22 protein-coding genes are annotated in these 18254 nt (G+C 48.4%); 18 read left to right on the top strand and 4 right to left on the bottom strand.

All coding sequences use genetic code 11. The features are described 5' to 3' along the window. Positions 1-24: 24 nt before the first annotated feature. Positions 25-237, top strand: coding sequence for a hypothetical protein (locus MHI06_RS18970; protein WP_169482022.1), 213 nt, complete (start codon positions 25-27; stop codon positions 235-237). An 8-nt stretch (positions 238-245) separates the two neighbouring features. Here the strand turns inward: MHI06_RS18970 and MHI06_RS18965 are convergent, their stop codons facing one another. Together MHI06_RS18965 and MHI06_RS18960 are read right to left on the bottom strand one after the other, a co-directional pair. Beyond that, on the bottom strand, positions 246-593 hold the full coding sequence (locus MHI06_RS18965; protein WP_062835249.1) for a potassium channel family protein: 348 nt from the start codon (positions 591-593) through the stop codon (positions 246-248). A 63-nt stretch (positions 594-656) separates the two neighbouring features. After that, a complete protein-coding gene (locus tag MHI06_RS18960) occupies positions 657-968 on the bottom strand; it encodes a DUF2627 domain-containing protein (protein ID WP_169482023.1) in 312 nt (103 codons plus the stop codon). Between the two features lie 239 nt (positions 969-1207). On the opposite strand from MHI06_RS18960, the gene lpdA reads away from it, so the two are divergent. The 5 genes from lpdA to lipB all read left to right on the top strand — a co-directional run bounded on the left by lpdA (position 1208) and on the right by lipB (position 7109). Then, complete coding sequence (lpdA, locus tag MHI06_RS18955) at positions 1208-2632, top strand: dihydrolipoyl dehydrogenase (RefSeq protein WP_340398750.1); 1425 nt, start codon at positions 1208-1210, stop codon at positions 2630-2632. A 139-nt stretch (positions 2633-2771) separates the two neighbouring features. Further along, positions 2772-3800, top strand: coding sequence for a thiamine pyrophosphate-dependent dehydrogenase E1 component subunit alpha (locus MHI06_RS18950; RefSeq protein ID WP_169482025.1), 1029 nt, complete (start codon positions 2772-2774; stop codon positions 3798-3800). 2 nt (positions 3801-3802) lie between these two features. After that, positions 3803-4789: an alpha-ketoacid dehydrogenase subunit beta gene (locus tag MHI06_RS18945; protein WP_017687621.1), complete on the top strand. Its 987-nt coding sequence runs from the start codon at positions 3803-3805 to the stop codon at positions 4787-4789. Between the two features lie 50 nt (positions 4790-4839). After that, on the top strand, positions 4840-6285 hold the full coding sequence (locus MHI06_RS18940) for a dihydrolipoamide acetyltransferase family protein (protein ID WP_340398749.1): 1446 nt from the start codon (positions 4840-4842) through the stop codon (positions 6283-6285). Positions 6286-6401: 116 nt separating this feature from the next. Then, complete coding sequence (gene lipB, locus MHI06_RS18935) at positions 6402-7109, top strand: lipoyl(octanoyl) transferase LipB (protein WP_340402150.1); 708 nt, start codon at positions 6402-6404, stop codon at positions 7107-7109. 26 nt (positions 7110-7135) lie between these two features. On the opposite strand, the gene prli42 is transcribed toward lipB, so the two are convergent. Further along, a complete protein-coding gene (prli42, locus tag MHI06_RS18930) occupies positions 7136-7237 on the bottom strand; it encodes a stressosome-associated protein Prli42 (RefSeq protein WP_017687624.1) in 102 nt (33 codons plus the stop codon). A gap of 80 nt (positions 7238-7317) precedes the next feature. On the opposite strand from prli42, the gene MHI06_RS18925 reads away from it, so the two are divergent. Then, positions 7318-8451, top strand: coding sequence for a M20/M25/M40 family metallo-hydrolase (locus MHI06_RS18925; protein WP_340398748.1), 1134 nt, complete (start codon positions 7318-7320; stop codon positions 8449-8451). 106 nt (positions 8452-8557) lie between these two features. On the opposite strand, the gene mciZ is transcribed toward MHI06_RS18925, so the two are convergent. Further along, positions 8558-8692, bottom strand: a complete 135-nt coding sequence (mciZ, locus tag MHI06_RS18920; protein WP_264927672.1) for a Z-ring formation inhibitor MciZ — start codon at positions 8690-8692, stop codon at positions 8558-8560. A 347-nt stretch (positions 8693-9039) separates the two neighbouring features. Between mciZ and MHI06_RS18915 the strand changes: the two genes are divergently transcribed. The 11 genes from MHI06_RS18915 to sigF all read left to right on the top strand — a co-directional run bounded on the left by MHI06_RS18915 (position 9040) and on the right by sigF (position 17687). After that, positions 9040-9633 (top strand): NUDIX hydrolase, encoded by a 594-nt coding sequence (locus MHI06_RS18915; RefSeq protein WP_051447058.1) that lies wholly within the window; start codon positions 9040-9042, stop codon positions 9631-9633. A 2-nt stretch (positions 9634-9635) separates the two neighbouring features. Continuing rightward, positions 9636-10856 (top strand): endonuclease Q family protein, encoded by a 1221-nt coding sequence (locus tag MHI06_RS18910; RefSeq protein WP_340398747.1) that lies wholly within the window; start codon positions 9636-9638, stop codon positions 10854-10856. A 161-nt stretch (positions 10857-11017) separates the two neighbouring features. After that, positions 11018-11647 carry a stage II sporulation protein M gene (gene spoIIM / locus MHI06_RS18905; protein WP_169482030.1) on the top strand — a complete coding sequence of 210 codons (630 nt, stop codon included), beginning with the start codon at positions 11018-11020 and terminating at the stop codon, positions 11645-11647. A 107-nt stretch (positions 11648-11754) separates the two neighbouring features. Beyond that, positions 11755-12222 (top strand): Fur family transcriptional regulator, encoded by a 468-nt coding sequence (locus MHI06_RS18900; RefSeq protein ID WP_036607866.1) that lies wholly within the window; start codon positions 11755-11757, stop codon positions 12220-12222. Between the two features lie 158 nt (positions 12223-12380). Next, a complete protein-coding gene (locus MHI06_RS18895; protein WP_017687632.1) occupies positions 12381-12623 on the top strand; it encodes a DUF4227 family protein in 243 nt (80 codons plus the stop codon). Positions 12624-12698: 75 nt separating this feature from the next. Continuing rightward, positions 12699-13589, top strand: coding sequence for a tyrosine recombinase (locus tag MHI06_RS18890; protein WP_076333238.1), 891 nt, complete (start codon positions 12699-12701; stop codon positions 13587-13589). Between the two features lie 129 nt (positions 13590-13718). Continuing rightward, positions 13719-14543, top strand: a complete 825-nt coding sequence (locus tag MHI06_RS18885; protein ID WP_264927662.1) for a purine-nucleoside phosphorylase — start codon at positions 13719-13721, stop codon at positions 14541-14543. A gap of 301 nt (positions 14544-14844) precedes the next feature. Continuing rightward, positions 14845-15966: a D-alanyl-D-alanine carboxypeptidase family protein gene (locus MHI06_RS18880; protein ID WP_264928821.1), complete on the top strand. Its 1122-nt coding sequence runs from the start codon at positions 14845-14847 to the stop codon at positions 15964-15966. A 145-nt stretch (positions 15967-16111) separates the two neighbouring features. Next, on the top strand, positions 16112-16465 hold the full coding sequence (gene spoIIAA, locus MHI06_RS18875) for an anti-sigma F factor antagonist (RefSeq protein ID WP_017687636.1): 354 nt from the start codon (positions 16112-16114) through the stop codon (positions 16463-16465). Beyond that, on the top strand, positions 16462-16917 hold the full coding sequence (gene spoIIAB / locus MHI06_RS18870) for an anti-sigma F factor (RefSeq protein ID WP_036672324.1): 456 nt from the start codon (positions 16462-16464) through the stop codon (positions 16915-16917). The genes spoIIAA and spoIIAB overlap by 4 nt, the downstream gene beginning before the upstream one ends. A 14-nt stretch (positions 16918-16931) precedes the next feature. After that, on the top strand, positions 16932-17687 hold the full coding sequence (gene sigF, locus MHI06_RS18865) for an RNA polymerase sporulation sigma factor SigF (RefSeq protein ID WP_036607856.1): 756 nt from the start codon (positions 16932-16934) through the stop codon (positions 17685-17687). Positions 17688-18254: the final 567 nt, after the last annotated feature.

The following is an 18254-nucleotide window of genomic DNA, read 5'->3' as shown; positions in this document are numbered from 1 at the left end:
AGTTATGGAAAAGAGGTGTTTAAGATGAGTGAAGCATTAACATCACTTCAAGAGCGGTATGAAAGCTTGAAAGAGCAGGTGTCTCTGGATGAAACGGCTCAGGCCTTATTTGCAGAACTGTTCGCAGAAGCGGAGCGACTTCAGGCAAGTAACCTGACGTTACGCAGAACGATTTTGAAGTCTTCTTCCAAAGAATCACGTATGTCTACCAAACTGCGGGATGCTTTATACGAATGACCCGGGGGTTACTCCGGGTCCTCTTCTGTCTTTAATTTGCGAGGGAATAGAATACCTGCTGTAATTCTGGCAATCATGGCAAAGGTGAGACCAATGCCTGCAAACATGTAGATCACGGTAAAGGCTTTGCTGAATCCGGTGGATGGCACAAAATCAGGATGTCCCACTGTAGTCAAAGTAACCGCACAGAAGTATAACGCATCGATCCAGTGCAGACCTTCAACACGAGTGTAAAACAAAGTGCCTGACAGCAACGTTGCTGCGGTTAACGCGAACAGAGCCAGAAACTTGGGGTCTTTGAACGCATGAAAAATGCCTTTGAGCAATCGTTGTAACGTGATTAGAAATGATACCATGATGATCCATCCCGTCTATGTAAAGTTGTAGGTATATTGTATAAACACACAAAAAGCCCGGACTCATGGAGTCCTTCCGGGCGTCTCTGCTTTTTCAGATACACTTTTGGACCGGAAACGGGGACCTACATAATTACGCTTGCGGTCACGGAACAGGATCCAGCCTCCCAGAAAACTCATACCTGCCGCAAAAAGGACAAGTCCACCAGCAAAGGAAAGCCACTGGAAACCTGGTGAGATCAGTTCGTTCCCGTGCTCGGCATAATATAGGAACAGGGCATCTTTCATCATCAGAAAACCCTTCATTGCCATTAAACCGGGAATGACCAGAACAACAATCGCCAAAAATCGGGCAAAGACTAATCTTGTATTCATGAGCAATATACCCTTTCTGCCAAAGTCGACATTAAATAAAGGTTACGCTTACAGATCATACCTGATTCCATCATAGCTTGGAATGCATAGGCTGTCCATGTGTGATTGGCTCAAACTTTGAGTTGACCGCTCAAGGAGAGTACAATGGTAGATAGAGGGTATAAGCCAAACCATGATTCAAGCCATCATCATTTTAATAAATCATATTGAAATTTGATTCATAGAGGAGAGCATGAGAGATGCCAATTACATGTGATGTTGCAATACTTGGAGGAGGGACCGGTGGATATGTAGCCGCGATCCGGGCTGCACAGCTGGGGAAACAGGTCGTTATTATTGAGAAGGATAAGCTTGGCGGAACCTGTCTGCATCGTGGCTGTATTCCGAGTAAGGCTCTGCTGAAAAGCGCGGAAGTATACGCCGAGATCCAGGAGAGCGAGACGTATGGTATCGAGACAGCTGGAGCCACCCTTGTATTTCCCAAAGTACAGGCGCGAAAGGATGCAATTGTCGAACAGCTCCATCAGGGCGTTCAATATTTGATGAAAAAAAATAAAATCCAGGTTGTACACGCGAAAGGTCGCGTCATCGGACCATCCATCTTCTCCCCACAGAGCGGAGCGGTTGCTGTAGAGTTCGAAGATGGCGAGATGGATACGGTTGTGCCAACCAATCTGATTATTGCTACCGGTTCACGTCCACGTGTGCTGCCGGGCCTGGAACCGGACGGCAAGTTCATTATGAGCAGTGACGAAGCACTGCGTATGGATGAACTTCCTGCATCACTCATCATTGTCGGTGGGGGTGTGATTGGACTGGAGTGGGCATCCATGCTGAATGACTTTGGCGTAGACATCACAGTAGTAGAAGCAGCTGCTCACGTGTTGCCTGCCGAGGATGAGGATGTTGCCAGAGAAATGCAGCGATTGCTCGGCAAACGAGGTGTTCGTTTCCTGACAGGTGCCACTGTTCTAACGGAAACATATAGCACAGATCAAGAGGGCATCCAGATTGATGTGCAGCTTGGTGAAGATAAGCAGGAAACGCTGAGAGCGGAGAAAATGCTCGTGTCGGTTGGACGTCAGGCTAATGTCGAAAATATCGGACTCGAAAATACAGATATCAAACTGGAGCGTGGGTTCATCGCTGTGAACAAACAGTTACAGACCGGTGAAGGTCACATCTACGCTATTGGTGACTGCATCGGCGGTCTACAGCTTGCACATGCCGCAAGTCATGAAGGCATTCTCGCTGTCGAACATCTGGCGGGCGAAACGGTACATGCCGTAGAATCCCACCGTATCCCGCGCTGTGTGTACACACGCCCGGAAGCAGCCAGCATTGGATTCACCGAGCGTGAAGCCAAAGAACGTGGCTATGACATTAAAACAGGCAAGTTCCCATTCTCGGCCATTGGCAAATCGCTTATTCACGGAAGTCGGGATGGATTCGTGAAGGTGATCGCAGATGCCAAGACGAATGATATATTGGGGGTACATATGATTGGCACCCATGTGACGGAGTTGATCGCTGAAGCTTCACTGGCTCAGATGCTGGATGCCACACCTTGGGAAGTCGGACAAACCATCCATCCACACCCTTCTCTGTCGGAAATCATGGGTGAAGCCATGCTGGCGGTCGATGGAAAGGCCATTGGAATATAAGTCAAACAGGCTTATGAGAAAGGTCCTTTCCTTTTTTGGGTAAAAGGGATTATAATAAGGTTAAGCCAAGTCTTAGTACCAGGTTATAAGATCGGGTGGTAAGAATGGCACAGGCTCTGATTAAAAGGAGGTACCTCATATGAGTTCAAAAGGTACTGCAGACGCGGTCCACAGGCATCAACAGCTGGGACTTAGCGATGGTGAAGTATTGGATATGTACAAATACATGCTGCTCGCACGCAAGTTTGATGAGCGTTGCTTACTCTTGCAGCGTGCCGGCAAAATTAACTTTCACGTATCCGGTGTAGGACAGGAAGCTGCGCAAGTAGGCGCCGCTTTTGGTCTGGATCGGGATCACGATTATTATTTACCTTATTACCGCGATTACGGTTTTGTACTGGCGGTAGGCATGACTCCGCGTGAGTTGATGTTGTCTGCATTTGCGAAGGCAGAAGATCCGAATAGTGGCGGTCGGCAAATGCCGGGTCACTTCGGTCACAAAAAGCTGCGGATTGTGACGGGTTCCAGCCCGGTAACAACACAAGTTCCACACGCTGTTGGTTTTGCGCTCGCTGCCAAAATGAAGAAGCAAGAATTTGTTTCTTTTGTTACGTTTGGTGAAGGATCAAGCAATCAGGGGGACTTCCACGAAGGAGCCAACTTTGCAGGTGTGCACAAATTACCTGTCATTATTATGTGTGAGAACAATCAGTATGCAATTTCGGTACCGATTCACAAACAGCTGAGCGGCAAAATATCCGATCGAGCACAAGGATACGGGTTCCCCGGACTGCGTGTAGATGGTAACGATGCATTGGAAGTATACGCTGCAGTGAAGGAAGCACGTCGCCGTGCTATTGCCGGAGAAGGCCCGACACTGATTGAAGCGATGATGTATCGGTTGTCTCCTCATTCCACCTCCGACAATGATCTGGCTTACCGGACCAAAGAGGAAGTGGAGGAGAACTGGAAGAAAGATGGCGTTCCTCGCATGAAAAACTATTTGATTGATTGTGGCATCTGGGATGAAGCCCGGGATGCGGATCTGGCTTCCCAGCTTGCGCTGGAAATGAAAGAAGCAACTGAATATGCAGACAACGCGCCATATCCGAAACCTGAGGACACTCTGACGCACGTTTATGCGGACAGCGAAGAAGGGGGACGGTAAGGATGGCAGTGATGGAATATATTGATGCAATCCGTCTCGCGATGAAAGAAGAGATGGAACGGGATGAGAATGTTTTTATCCTTGGTGAAGACGTAGGTCTCAAAGGTGGTGTGTTTACCACAACCAAAGGGTTGCAAGATCAGTTTGGCGAAATGCGAGTGATGGACACACCATTGTCTGAATCCGCTATTGCAGGTGTTGCCATTGGTGCAGCGATGTATGGCATGAAGCCGATTGCCGAAATGCAATATTCGGACTTTATGCTGCCAGCAACAAACCAGATCATTAGTGAAGCGGCCAAGATCCGCTATCGTTCCAACAATGACTGGAGCTGTCCAATTGTTATCCGTGCGCCGATTGGTGGCGGGATCTTCGGTGGGTTGTATCACTCCCAATGTCCGGAATCGATCTTCTTTGGTACACCTGGTCTGAAAATTATAGCTCCCTACTCGGCATACGATGCCAAGGGATTGCTTAAAGCGGCCATTCGAGATCCGGACCCTGTACTCTTTTTTGAAAATAAAAAATGCTACAAACTTATCAAGGAAGATGTGCCAGAAGATGATTACATCGTTCCGATTGGTAAAGCCAACGTACTTCGTGAAGGTGCGGATATTACGGTGATCGGTTACAGTCAGCCATTGCATTTTGTCATGCAGGCTGCTGAGGAGCTGGAACGTGAAGAAGGCATTACAGCACACGTTCTGGATTTGCGCACATTGCAACCGTTGGATCGCGAAGCGATTATTGCTTCCGCTCGTCTGACAGGCAAAGTGCTGATCGTACACGAAGATAACAAAACGGGTGGTGTAGGTGCCGAAGTTGCCGCGATTATTAGTGAGGAATGTCTGTTTGAACTGGATGCACCGATTCAGCGTCTTTGCGGACCTGACGTGCCGGCTATGCCAATTAGCCCAACATTGGAGAAATTCTACATGCTGAGCAAGGACAAAGCCAAAGCAGCAATGCGTACACTGGCCGAGTTTTAATTTCGTTTTTTGGATCGTTTTTTAAAAGTAAAGTTTGGAGTGATAATCAAATGGCTGAACGTATGAAATGGATCGAGGTCATTATGCCGCAATTGGCGGAATCGCTGGTCTCGGCTACCATAGGCAAATGGTTGAAAAAACCGGGCGACCGTGTGGAACAGTACGAGCCGATCTGTGAAGTAATTACCGATAAAGTCAATGCTGAGATTCCATCCACTGTGGATGGAATTATGGGTGACCTTTTGGTGGAAGAGGGCACAACGATTGCTGTTGGTGAAGCAATCTGCCGCATGCAGGTCGCAGCTTCCGACGAAGAAGCGGCTGAGCAAGTAACACAAGTATCGCAGCAACAGGAGCAAGTGCAGCAACATGCGAGCCACACTCCTGTTGCCGCCTCAAATACAGCAGCACATGACCCCAACCAGCCGATGCGAAATCGGTATTCCCCGGCAGTGCAATCCTTGGCAGCTGAGCATGGCTTGAACTTGCAAAGCATCCAAGGCACCGGTGCCGGTGGCCGCATTACCCGCAAAGATGTGCTGACATTTGTTGCACAAGGAGGTAACGCGGCTGGGTCGTCTGCACAAGCATCATCTGCAGCTGTACAGCATGCGCCTTCTAGCGTGCCGTCTGCTTCTCCATTCAGCGGAGTGAATCGTGGAAATGGTGAAATGGGTTTAACCGCGGGAGAAGCGATCTCAGCATCCGATGCGGGTGTTCCTGTGAGACATTCTGGCATTCATCTGACCGAAAGTCCGAAAATTCCACAGATCGAAGTGGAAGGTGGCGGCCAGGGAAGATCGGAGTATTTCATCGATGTCACCCCTGTGCGTAATGCCATTGCTCGAAACATGCGTCAGAGCGTATCTGAAATCCCGCATGCATGGACGATGATCGAAGTAGACGTAACAAATCTCGTGATGCTGCGCAATAAACTCAAGGATGAGTTCAAGCGTAAGGAAGGCATCAATCTGACATATCTTTCCTTCATGATGAAGGGAGTCGTTAACGCGATTAAAGACTTCCCGATTATGAACTCGGTATGGGCAGTCGATAAAATTATCGTTAAACGGGACATTAACTTGTCCATGGCGGTAGGGACCGAAGATTCCGTACTGACACCGGTAATCAAACATGCCGATCAGCGTAATATCGCAGGTCTGGCTCGTGAAGTGGATGAGCTGGCTCGCAAAACGCGCGAGGGTACATTGAAGCTGGACCATATGCAGGGTGGTACGTTCACAGTGAACAACACGGGTTCATTCGGATCGATCCTGTCCCAACCGATCATTAACTACCCACAGGCAGCGATTCTTACATTCGAGTCGATTGTCAAAAAGCCAGTGGTGATTAATGATATGATCGCCGTTCGTTCGATGGCTAACCTGTGTCTGTCGCTGGATCATCGAATCCTGGATGGCGTAATCAGCGGACGTTTCTTGCAACGTGTCAAAGAAAATCTGGAAGGATACACCATGGAAACCAAGGTGTATTAAGTAAATAGATGAAGGACGGGAAAGTGTATGTGCCGCAGGCCGTGCACTTTTCCGGCTGTCTACGGACAGGTGCTCAATTTTACATTGAACATGAAGCAGAAGGGTGTGGGGAAATCATGAACAAGCCGCTGGATGTTGCATACATACCGATGCTTGATTATGAAGAGGCTTGGAACCGCCAGAAAGCGATTGTACAGCGATTGGACGAGGGCGAGGGAGCGGAGCAGATGCTGCTTTTACAGCACCCGCCAACGTATACGATGGGCTCACAAAATCATCCGGAGCATCTGCTTCTCAGTCCGGAAGAGTTGCGCGAGCAAGGGATATCTTTGTTTCAAATTGACCGTGGCGGTGATATTACTTATCATGGTCCGGGCCAGTTGGTAGGCTACCCGTTATTGGTTCTTGGTCGGGATGAAGACTTGGATCTACACGCATATTTACGTAAACTTGAGCAAGTGCTTATGGATTATCTATCAGACCAGGGCATTGAAGCCGGACGCAAAGAGGGTTACACCGGTGTGTGGGTTGGCGATATGAAGATTGCTGCGATCGGCATCAAATTTAATCGGTGTAAACACCGCCGCGGTTTCGTGACCAGTCACGGGTTTGCTTTTAACATCACCTCAGGCATTCAACATGCTGGTTTTCAGGGGATCGTTCCTTGTGGAATTGAGCAGTATGGCGTTACCTCACTGGAGGATATAACGGGTAAGTCCTATGTAGTGGAACAGGTAGCGCGCGAGATTGTTCCGTACTTTAATCGCATTTTTCCATATCAAATCAATTGGGTCACCGAAAAAGAAGCCCTTCAACGTCTGTAAACAGACCATCGAAAGGCTTCAGGTTGCTATCCGAACAGTAACGGTTCGAGAGCTATGAAAAGGGTGGACCCGATCATGGCGATCAGCATGAGATAGATGATGATTTTGAACCATTTCTTTTTTTGCATGATGAGAGAACTCCTTTCAACAAAATAAACAAGCCATAGTAATTGTATTGTACCGCATCCACGAGAGGGAGGAAAGTCCTATGATTAAACAACAACGTGTTATCGATCAGTTCATGGAACTGGTACAGATTGATAGTGAAACGAAAAATGAACAGAACATCTCGAAGGTGTTAAAAGAGCAGTTTACAGATCTTGGGCTTCATGTCTATGAGGACGACACCATGGAGCAAACCGGACATGGCGCCGGAAACCTCGTCATTACCTGGGAAGCCGAAGGAACAGAAGGGGTTGCACCGATCTTTTTCACATGTCATATGGACACCGTAACGCCGGGACAGGGAATTAAGCCTGAACTGGGTGAAGATGGCTGGATTCGCAGTGATGGAACAACGATCCTTGGAGCAGATGACAAGGCTGGGATTGCGGCGTTGTTCGAAGCGATTCGTGTGGTCCAGGAAAACAACATTCCGCATGGCAAAATTCAATTGGTTATTACAGTCGGTGAAGAGTCTGGTCTGGTAGGCGCGCGCGCCATGAATCCGAAGGATATCGATGCTGAGTTTGGTTATGCACTTGACTCCAATGGTGCTGTAGGCACGATCTGTGTAGCTGCACCGGCCAGAGCTGAAATTCAAATGAGCATCTATGGGAAGTCCGCACATGCGGGCGTGAACCCGGAAGACGGGATCAGCGCCATACAGGTTGCAGCGAAAGCCATTGCAGCCATGAAGCTTGGACGAATTGATGATGAGACAACCGCGAACATTGGCAAATTCCAGGGTGGATCAGCACTCAACGTGGTATGTGACTTTGTACAGATTGAGGCGGAAGCCCGCAGTATTGTACAGGAGAAAGTGGAATTGCAGGTTGCACAGATGCGTGAAGCGCTGGAAACGACATGCCGCAAATACGGTGCAACGGCTGAATTCAGAAGCGAGATCCTGTATCCTGCATTTGGTTTCCATGATGAACATGAGGTTGTACAACTTGCGCAGCGTGCCATTCGCAGTCTGGGGCTGGAGACAAGTACGTTTGCTTCCGGTGGTGGCAGTGATGCCAATATCTTTAACGGATTCGACATTCCGACAGTGAACCTGGCGGTAGGGTATGAGGATATTCATACAACCAAAGAGCGCATTCGTGCTGAAGATATTGTGAAGTTGTCTCAGGTGGTTGTGGCTATTATTCAGGAAACAGCAGCAGACAAGAAATAATATAGAGCACGTGTTACCTCACATGTTTTTAGACAAAAGTCCGAACCCTGTCTGTGGATTCGGACTTTTTGTGAATTCATGTTATATTTCATGGGAGAAGATTCGTTTATTTACGTCCTGCGAGCAGATCGATTAACTTGGCATCCGGGCCCCACTCGCGCAACCATTGTTTGAGTATGAGCTTCACTTGCCGGGCTTGTCCTACTACGTGTACGGATTGAGGCGTCTTATAACTGTTCATTGAAGGTCCCCCTGATTCGTTTATATTTGCTGTGAGAATTCTATACGCTCACCATATGCCCAAAATCAGAAAATTATACATTCACCAATATATAAATTGAGCTAATCCTTTACACAAGAACGGAGAGGACAGAAATAACCAAGAGAAGCGGAGCGTTCGCCTAAAAGCTTTCTGAAAGAAAGCTGCATCGTAAGCATAAGCTATCACCAAATTTTATCTATTAGTTAAAGAAATCAAAAAAATCTGGGGATAACAGCGATCGAAGGGTTGTTCTGTCATTGGAGTGGTTAGTGTAAATATTCTTAGTCCATTTATATATAATCCTACGATATGGAGTTGAAGAACGAATGAAACCAAACCAATCTGCCCAATCCATCCATGCGGCGCAACCTGCCAATCCGAAGCTGGATGAAGTGACCGTATCCACCAAGCCAATCTTCGAGGGAAAAGTGATCTCACTTCAGGTCGATACGGTTAAGCTGCCGAACGGCCAGACGGCTACACGTGAGATTATCCGACACCCTGGCGCTGTAGCTGTACTTGCCCTGAATGGAGATCGCATGCTTGTTGTAGATCAGTATCGTCAGGCGATGGGACGCACCGAAGTAGAGATTCCTGCGGGAAAACTGGATCCGGGAGAAGAGCCAGAAGTGGCAGCAGCACGTGAATTGCGAGAAGAGACAGGATATGTGGCTAAGTCGCTACGTCATTTGCGTTCGTTCTACACCTCACCAGGGTTCGCAGATGAGATCATTCATCTTTACATTGCCGAAGAGTTGGAAGCAGGGGACATGGCGCTGGACGAAGATGAATTCCTTGAAGTTGCCGAAATAACTCTGGAGGAAGCCTATGCGCTCATGGACGAGAACCGGATTAGCGATGCCAAAACGATGATGGCCGTGTACGCGTGGGACCTTTACAGAACGACAGGACGGTTCTAAGGATGCAAGATCAACTGGCAACGTCCGCCTTGTGGGATCCCTGTTATACCGACCTGCATATTCACATCGGACGAACGTCTCGCGGCGAGGCTGTTAAAATCAGTGGCAGTCGGGATCTGACATTTGAGAATATTGCCCGGGAAGCTTCGGAACGTAAAGGAATTCATTTGCTTGGTGTTATTGATTGTCATTCTCCGGTTGTACAGATGGATATTGAGCAATTGCTGGAGAGTGGGACGATGTCCGAGATTGAGGGAGGCGGCATTGCCTACCAGGACACCACCATTCTGCTGGGTACAGAGATTGAGCTGCGCGAGCCTGGAACACGTGAATTTCATATGCTGGCGTACTTTCGTGATCTGAAAACGATGAAGTCCTTCACGGACTGGATGAAACGTTATATGAAAAATGTAAACCTCAGTTCTCAGCGGGTATACGTGCCCGCTCTTGAGATGCAGGCCGAGATTAAGGCCCGTGGTGGACTTATTGTGCCTGCACATGTGTTTACACCGCATAAAGGCATCTATGGCAGTACGGCGCCTCGTATGGGCGATGTACTGGATACCCGTCTTGTGGATGCGGTCGAGCTGGGCTTAAGCTCTGATTCATCCATGGCCAGTTATATTCAAGAATTGGATTATGTTCCGTTCCTGACCAATTCGGATGCCCACTCTCTCGGTAAGATTGGACGGGAGTATAATGAACTGCAAGTGGCTGCACCTTCTTTTGATGAATTCCGTATGGCACTCCAAGGAGAATCAGGCAGAAGCATTGCCGCCAATTATGGACTGAATCCAAGGCTGGGCAAATATCACCGTACTTACTGTGCAGCATGTGGCAGTATTATGGACGAGCAGGCGATGTCAGCAGAGCGCTGTCCTCACTGTGGCAGTCTGAAGCTGGTGCAGGGGGTGCTGGATCGCATTCTGGCGATCTCTGATCGAGAGAGTCCTCATGTTCCTGCAAACAGACCAGCCTATCATTATCAGGTGCCACTGGAGTTCATTCCGGGACTTGGCAAGGCCAAACTGCGCCAGCTACTGGACCATTTTGGTACAGAAATGAACGTACTTCATCGCACGCGTGAGGAAGAGCTTGCTACGGTTGTTGGACCTGTGCTGGCAGGCCTGATTGTGGCTGCACGGAACGGAAAACTGGAGTTGTCCTCCGGAGGTGGCGGAACGTACGGTAAAGTTGCTGTTCAGGAAAAAGCCTCGGAGTGACCGGTGTAAATAATCTTTAGTTCAACTCATATAGCTTCACTTCACGTAGAGCCAATCTGGACAAGAAGTCATACAGGTGCGTTCCGGTTCATAAGAATGACTATGAGGATGTAACTGAGAATCCTTGCAGCATGATAACCGGAAAGGGGACTCGTACCTGTATGCGCTCTTCCTACTTTACATTTAAAGGTCAGACTTCGTTATATGTATTCGTGGCTGTCTTGTTTCTGGTTGGCGTCATTTTTGGCGCACTCATGGTCAATGCATTGTCACTTGAGCAACGTCAGGATCTGGAGGGTTATCTCGGAAATTTCTTTATGACCGTGCAGCACAGCGCACAAGTGACTGATACCGGGGCATATTGGGACATTGCCATGCTTCATCTGAAATGGGTAGGTCTGATCTTTATTCTGGGTTTATCCGTCGTCGGACTGCCCGGCATACTGGTTCTGGATTTTCTGAAAGGTGTGCTCATTGGATTCACAGTGGGGTACCTTGTTGGGCAGTATTCCTGGAAAGGGCTGCTCTTTGCACTAGTGTCCGTGGCACCGCATAATTTGTTCGTCATTCCGATCCTACTGATCTGCAGTGTGGCGGCTATGACGTTCTCGTTATACATCATTCGCAATCGTGTTTTAATGCAGCGAACACCGGGTCGACAAAGGCCGTTTGCTTCATATATAGTGTTAACTTTGGTCATGGCTGCACTGCTGCTTGGCGTGGCGTCTTTTGAAACATGGGTTACACCTGCGATGATGCGCTGGGTCACACCAATGCTACTACCGGCCTAACGTGCACCGTATAGTGTAAAATGTTGACTTTAATTACGCACTCCCCCTATAATGAAAAGAGTGGGTTAAGTTGCAGTGTGCAGTGATTTCCTAGGGGGAGGGAGAAAATGGAAGCACGGATTGATAAAATTAAGCAGCAACTACAGTCCCAAGGATATAAATTAACGCCCCAGCGGGAAGCCACCTTAAGAGTACTTCTTGAGAATGAAGAAGATCATCTGAGCGCAGAAGATGTATTCATGCTCGTTAAAGAAAAGGCTCCCGAAATCGGTCTGGCAACCGTGTACCGTACCCTCGAACTGCTGAGTGAGCTGCATGTTGTAGAGAAAATCAACTTCGGCGACGGTGTAGCGCGTTATGATCTGCGCGGAGATACATCCAAGCATCACCATCATCACTTAATCTGTGTTCAATGCGGAAGTATGGATGAAATACGTGAAGACTGGCTTGGACCGCTTGAAGAGCGTTTGGAGCGGGAATTTAACTTTTCGGTAGTAGATCACCGACTGGACTTTCATGGAATTTGTTATCGTTGCAAAGCTAAAAATGAACAGAAACCCAAAGATGAAGAATAACATAGCATATCTTCAAGCTCTCACCGGCGGTTTTGACGGGAGAGCTTTTTTGGCACCGGAGTGATCTGGAGTTTACCCCGAATGGCATAAACCTGTGTTTATGGACATACCCTGATTCAAGGACAATACCGGATTCGAATCAGGAGGGGGACACGCCCATGATTATATCAGTGCGGAGAGGGCTCCGTTTTATTCGATTTATTATATTTTTTGCCGCATTAGTTTATCTGTTCTATCATGTTCTGGATCTGTTTAATGGCTGGATCTCACCTGTGGATCAGTATCAGATGCCGACTGGAAATGCGATCAAAGTATTTCAGGAAACGGATTGGCCGGGTAATGGGGAAGGACGTCCTACGATGGCAGAGCGTCTCCGTCTGTTCTATTGGTACGGGGAGTAGCTTCGAACAGCCAGGGATGCAAATACGGGAGCAGTCTGCCATTGCGGCAGGTCTGTCAGTTGAGGAGCGTTGTACATGAAACAGACGATACACGCCTATGCCTTATACTTGGAAGATGATAAAGGGATGTCAAGCAGTACACTTGAATCGTATCTCCGAGACGTGGACAAGTTCATTGAATTTGCAGATAAGGAATATGGCATACGCGAAGCCGATCAGGTCAGACGTACGCATGTCGTCCTGTTTGCAGGTCAACTCAAACAGGCAGGACGTGCTAACGCAACCATTGCCCGCAGCATCGTATCTCTGCGCTCCTACTTTCATTTTTTGATGCGGCGGGGTGATATTATACAGGACCCTACGTTTGATGTGGAAGCCCCCAAGGCGGATAAGACGCCTCCACAGGTGTTAACCATTCCGGAGATCGAACAGCTGCTGACAGCACCTGATATTCGTTCACCGCAGGGTGTGAGAGATCGAGCGATGCTTGAGCTATTGTATGCTACAGGCATTCGGGTATCGGAACTGATTGCGCTCGACATTCGGGATGTACAGCCTGGCATGCGCTTTATACGGTGCGGTGGGGCAGGCAAGGAACGCATTCTTCCCATCGGTGCGCCAGCCGCACATTGGGCAAGTGTATATGTGGAGGAATTCCGCAATCAGTTGCTCAAAACTGATTCGGACGAGCAGGCACTGTTCGTGAATGTGTCTGGCAGGCGTTTAACCCGGCAAGGCTTCTGGAAGCTGCTCAAAAAAGCGGCGGTGGATGCGGGGATTTCGGAAGAAATTACGCCGCATACCCTTCGTCATTCGTTCGCAGCACACCTGATTGCCAATGGGGCAGACACACGTGCCGTACAGGACATGCTGGGCCATGTGGAGCAGCCGGGACAACAATATGGCAATCATGGTCGCAAAACCATGAAAGAAATCTATGAAACCCATCATCCGAGGGCAAGATAGATTTTGACGCATGGCATTCACAAATAAATGCGGAACATTGGGCCGATTTAGGATAAAATAAATTGAATACATCTAAACGCCGTTATACATAAGACGGATCGTTTCAACTCAAGGAGGAACATACATCGCATGACAGCATTAAACCAACAAATGATTTCGGAAGCAGCATCTTATATTCAAAGCAAAAGCTCCATCAAGCCGGAAGTCGGTTTGATTTTGGGTTCGGGTCTTGGTGTTCTGGCAGAACTGATTGAAGATGGCGTAAGCATCGCTTATCAGGATATTCCACATTTTCCAGTGTCTACAGTAGAAGGACATGAAGGTGAGCTATTGGTCGGAACCATCAAAGGTCGTCCAGTGGTGATGATGAAAGGCCGCTTCCACATGTACGAAGGTTATGGTCCGGAACTGACAGCCTTCCCGGTACGTGTTATGAAGGAACTGGGTGTAAGTAGCCTGCTTGTAACGAATGCTGCAGGTGGCGTGAATACGTCATATGAAGCTGGGGACTTGATGCTGATCTCGGATCACTTGAATCTTACAGGCAAAAATCCACTGATCGGACCAAATGACGCTGCACTGGGCGTGCGTTTCCCGGATCTGTCGGAAGCATATAGCCGCCGTTTGCGCGCACTGGCGAAGGATACGGCCGCCTCACAAGGTTTTAACGTACGTGAAGGGGTATACGCAGGCATGCTCGGTCCGAACTACGAGACACCGGCAGAGATCAAAATGCTGCGTACATTGGGCTCAGACGCAGTGGGTATGTCCACTGTATCTGAAGTGATCGTGGCGCGCCATGCAGGCCTGGAAGTGCTCGGTATTTCCTGTATCAGCAACATGGCTGCCGGAATTCTGGACCAGCCGCTGTCACATGATGAGGTGATGGAAACGACGGAACGTGTGCGTGAGTCGTTCCTGGCGCTGGTATTGGCAGTTATTCCACAAATGTAATTAAGATTTGAGTAGAGAAGGTTACCTCTTTGGATGAGAAATCATCGGGGTAACTTTTTTTGTTGTGTTGAACGTACGGTTACTCATTCCTTGAGTGCAGTGCGTTTTTTTTGGCTATGACCACATTTTCAATAAAAGTTCGGGAAATCATGCTTCACATGGAATAATTTACTGGAAACGGGCCGACAATGATTAGCAGTACATGCATGGAACATGCAGTAAGCAAGTCATTTGAGGAGGTAACCTTGTGAAGAAAAGAATAATGGCATCGTTCATGACCCTTTGTATCCTGCTGTCCCTTATGGCATCAACGGCATTGGCTGAAGAAACACCGAAGGCAGCGGGAGGAACGGATCTGGCCCCGTCGGCGCGGTCTGCGATTTTAATGGATGCAGATACGGGAACGGTTATTTATGAGAAAAATAGTCATGATCAGCTGCCTCCGGCGAGCATTACGAAGATTATGACGATGCTGCTCACGATCGAAGCGATCGACTCGGGCAAGCTGAAGCTGACGGACAAGGTAAGAACGAGCGAATACGCAGCTTCCATGGGCGGTTCGCAGATCTTCCTGGAGCCCGGGGAAGAAATGACGGTTGACGATATGTTAAAAGGGATCGCAATGGCTTCGGGCAATGATGCCTCGGTAGCCATGGCTGAGAAGATCGCTGGCTCGGAAGAAGCCTTTGTACAGCTGATGAATGAGCGTGCGAAGGAGCTTGGGATGAAGGATACTCATTTTGCCAACTGTAACGGCCTTCCGGTCGATAATCATTATTCTTCCGCCCATGACATTGCCGTCATGAGCCGTGAACTGCTGAAGCATTCCGGCATTACGAAGTACACCGGTGCATATCAGGATTACCTTCGCAAAGATACGGAAAAACCATTCTGGCTGGTTAATACGAACAAGTTGGTTCGTTTTTATGAAGGGGCAGACGGTTTGAAAACAGGTTACACGTCCGAAGCGAAGTTCTGCCTCTCCGCAACAGCGTCCAAGGATGGACTGCGTGTCGTTTCCGTGGTACTCGGTGAACCCAATACCAAAACACGGAACAGTGAGGTGTCTTCGATGTTTGACTATGCTTTTAGTCAATATACGATGAAGGCTCTATACAAGGCAGGGGATCTGCTGGGCAGTCTGAGAATCGAAAAAGGGGAAGTTGCTGAATTGCCTCTGAATGCCACGCAAAATTATAGTGTGCTGATGCGCAAAGGAGCCAAATCCAACGACATCCGGCATGAATTGCTGGTCGCCAAAGAATTGAAAGCTCCGATCAAAGCCGGGCAAAGTATTGGTAAACTTGTGGTGTACCAGGGCAATGACGTGATTAAGGAGTTCGACATTCAGGCTCCGCAGGATGTGAATAAGGCTGGCTGGTGGAAGCTGTTTAAGCGGACGACGTCCAACCTGTTTGACTAAAACGGCGATTTCCGCGAGTTGCACGCATCCTTCGAACATATTTTGTAGTTAAATAGGGGTTTTCTTCTAGTTTTGTCGGGGGGCAGGAAAAGCCTTCGGAAACGTAGAAATCCTTGTTCTAAGACAGGGAGGAGAGTGAGCAAACGTGAACTTGCATGTGGAAATGGAACACCATCGCGGGATTCTGATTGTACGATTATCCGGGGAGCTGGATCACCATACAGCTGACATGGTACGGATGCAGATGGATGAAGCCATCCAGCGGAGACAAAGCGAGCATCTCGTACTCAGCCTGAAAGATCTGCAATTTATGGACAGTTCAGGTCTGGGTGTCATTTTGGGAAGATACAAGCTCATTAAGAATAAAGGTGGCAAGATGGTGGTCTGTGACGTCAATTCGCCAGTGTACCGTTTGCTGGAAATGTCGGGGTTGTTCAAGATTATGCCGATATACGAAAATGAGGGAACTGCTCTCTCAGGTCTGGAGGTCGTCTCATGAATGAAGGAACAGGAACAAATTTCATGAATCTGCAATTCGCGGCCAAGTCAGAGAATGAGTCGTTTGCGCGGGTAACCGTTGCTGCGTTTATCTCTCAGCTTGATCCAACGATGGACGAGCTCAGTGACCTGAAGACGGTCATTTCGGAAGCCGTGACCAACAGCATCATCCACGGATACAACAACAACTCCGAGGGTGTGGTGTCCATCCAGGCCGAGATTCGGGAAGACATGATTACGATTATTGTGGAAGACCGTGGTGAAGGAATCGAAGATCTTGAACTTGCCAAACAGCCGCTATATACGTCCAAACCCGAACTTGAGCGGTCGGGCATGGGCTTCACCATTATGGAAAACTTCATGGATGAATTCGAAGTCAGCAGTGAGCCCGGCAGAGGCACCTCCATCAAGATGAAAAAAAGGATTGAATCCAAGAAAGCATTGTATAATTAGGGGTTGGTGTTCTTATGGATGCTGAAGTGAAACCATCTTCACAGACCTATTTGGACGATGCCGAGGTCAAACGGCTGATTGCGCTCAGTCAGTCGGGTGACCATGTCTCACGGGATACGCTGGTGAACTGCAACATCAGACTCGTCTGGTCCGTCGTACAGCGTTTTATGAACAGGGGATATGACCCGGAGGATCTGTTCCAGATTGGTTGTATCGGTCTGCTCAAGTCAGTGGACAAATTCGATCTCAGTTATGACGTGAAGTTCTCGACCTACGCGGTGCCGATGATCATCGGAGAAATCCAGCGATTCCTGCGGGATGACGGTACCCTGAAGGTCAGTCGTTCACTGAAAGAGATGGCGAATAAAGTCCGCAAGAAAAGGGACGAACTGTCCAAGCATTTGGATCGTTTGCCAACGATCAAGGAAGTTGCTGCGGAGCTGGGGGTAACCCCGGAGGAAGTCGTATTTGCCCAGGAAGCGAACAAACCACCGACCTCCATCCATGAGACCGTATTCGAAAATGACGGCGATCCCATTACATTAATGGATCAGATTGCCGACGAGTCTCAAGAACGTTGGTTTGACAAACTGGCGCTGAACGAAGCCATCGGTGGTCTCAGCGAGCGGGAGCGGTTAATCGTCTATCTTCGGTATTACCGGGATCAGACGCAGTCCGAGGTTGCCAGCAGACTGGGAATATCTCAGGTGCAGGTATCACGTCTGGAGAAAAAAATACTGCAATCCATCCGCGACCAAATCGCGCAGTGATTCGGGATTGCAAACAACAGTATTGGCGTTTATACACCAATATACGACAACTAACAACCTTCTATCGCGCATTATGGCGAGGGAGGTTATTTGTTGTTAGTGAAACAAATAACCTCCCCTCTCTTTTAAATCCCTCCCTGCCACCTCCCAGTATATTTACTACAAACGTTTGGAAACGGGAGGATGACTGGTAGCGAAGGGATGGAATCGGTCAAAAGGAGCGAAGCATGAGGGTTCATCTAAGTATACATAAGCAACGCAGGCGGCAGATTAGACCTGAAGAAGCCTTCACCTTTGTCACCAATTTTCTACACAGCTGTAGTGTAAAAGGTTCCAGAAGATAACTTCAAGAGTCATAGAATTTTGAGCAAAATAACCCCCAAAAGCTCTTCTTTTAATTCCCTTACTGCCTACTCCCCAGCATATTTATTTCAAACGTTTGGAAATGGGAGGACGATGGGCAGCGGAGGGATGGAATCGGTCAAAAGGAGCGAAGCGTGAGGGTTCATCTAAGGATACATAAGCAACGCAGGCGGCAGATTAGACCTGAAGAAGCGAAGCGTTCGC

This window comes from Paenibacillus sp. FSL H8-0079, assembly GCF_037991315.1.
In the GTDB taxonomy this organism is placed as follows: Bacteria; Bacillota; Bacilli; order Paenibacillales; family Paenibacillaceae; genus Paenibacillus.
The sequence above is the reverse complement of the archived record's forward strand: the minus strand, read 5'-3'. Positions and strand labels throughout refer to the sequence as shown.

Excerpts from the sequence above, each read along its gene's own strand:
- MHI06_RS18970 (WP_169482022.1), top strand. The coding sequence starts at position 25 with ATGAGTGAAGCATTAACATCACTTCAAGAGCGGTATGAAAGCTTGAAA.
- MHI06_RS18965 (WP_062835249.1), bottom strand. The coding sequence starts at position 593 with ATGGTATCATTTCTAATCACGTTACAACGATTGCTCAAAGGCATTTTT.
- MHI06_RS18960 (WP_169482023.1), bottom strand. The coding sequence starts at position 968 with ATGAATACAAGATTAGTCTTTGCCCGATTTTTGGCGATTGTTGTTCTG.
- lpdA (WP_340398750.1), top strand. The coding sequence starts at position 1,208 with ATGCCAATTACATGTGATGTTGCAATACTTGGAGGAGGGACCGGTGGA.
- MHI06_RS18950 (WP_169482025.1), top strand. The coding sequence starts at position 2,772 with ATGAGTTCAAAAGGTACTGCAGACGCGGTCCACAGGCATCAACAGCTG.
- MHI06_RS18945 (WP_017687621.1), top strand. The coding sequence starts at position 3,803 with ATGGCAGTGATGGAATATATTGATGCAATCCGTCTCGCGATGAAAGAA.
- MHI06_RS18940 (WP_340398749.1), top strand. The coding sequence starts at position 4,840 with ATGGCTGAACGTATGAAATGGATCGAGGTCATTATGCCGCAATTGGCG.
- lipB (WP_340402150.1), top strand. The coding sequence starts at position 6,402 with ATGAACAAGCCGCTGGATGTTGCATACATACCGATGCTTGATTATGAA.
- prli42 (WP_017687624.1), bottom strand. The coding sequence starts at position 7,237 with ATGCAAAAAAAGAAATGGTTCAAAATCATCATCTATCTCATGCTGATC.
- MHI06_RS18925 (WP_340398748.1), top strand. The coding sequence starts at position 7,318 with ATGATTAAACAACAACGTGTTATCGATCAGTTCATGGAACTGGTACAG.
- mciZ (WP_264927672.1), bottom strand. The coding sequence starts at position 8,692 with ATGAACAGTTATAAGACGCCTCAATCCGTACACGTAGTAGGACAAGCC.
- MHI06_RS18915 (WP_051447058.1), top strand. The coding sequence starts at position 9,040 with ATGAAACCAAACCAATCTGCCCAATCCATCCATGCGGCGCAACCTGCC.
- MHI06_RS18910 (WP_340398747.1), top strand. The coding sequence starts at position 9,636 with ATGCAAGATCAACTGGCAACGTCCGCCTTGTGGGATCCCTGTTATACC.
- spoIIM (WP_169482030.1), top strand. The coding sequence starts at position 11,018 with ATGCGCTCTTCCTACTTTACATTTAAAGGTCAGACTTCGTTATATGTA.
- MHI06_RS18900 (WP_036607866.1), top strand. The coding sequence starts at position 11,755 with ATGGAAGCACGGATTGATAAAATTAAGCAGCAACTACAGTCCCAAGGA.
- MHI06_RS18895 (WP_017687632.1), top strand. The coding sequence starts at position 12,381 with ATGATTATATCAGTGCGGAGAGGGCTCCGTTTTATTCGATTTATTATA.
- MHI06_RS18890 (WP_076333238.1), top strand. The coding sequence starts at position 12,699 with ATGAAACAGACGATACACGCCTATGCCTTATACTTGGAAGATGATAAA.
- MHI06_RS18885 (WP_264927662.1), top strand. The coding sequence starts at position 13,719 with ATGACAGCATTAAACCAACAAATGATTTCGGAAGCAGCATCTTATATT.
- MHI06_RS18880 (WP_264928821.1), top strand. The coding sequence starts at position 14,845 with ATGGCATCAACGGCATTGGCTGAAGAAACACCGAAGGCAGCGGGAGGA.
- spoIIAB (WP_036672324.1), top strand. The coding sequence starts at position 16,462 with ATGAATGAAGGAACAGGAACAAATTTCATGAATCTGCAATTCGCGGCC.
- sigF (WP_036607856.1), top strand. The coding sequence starts at position 16,932 with ATGGATGCTGAAGTGAAACCATCTTCACAGACCTATTTGGACGATGCC.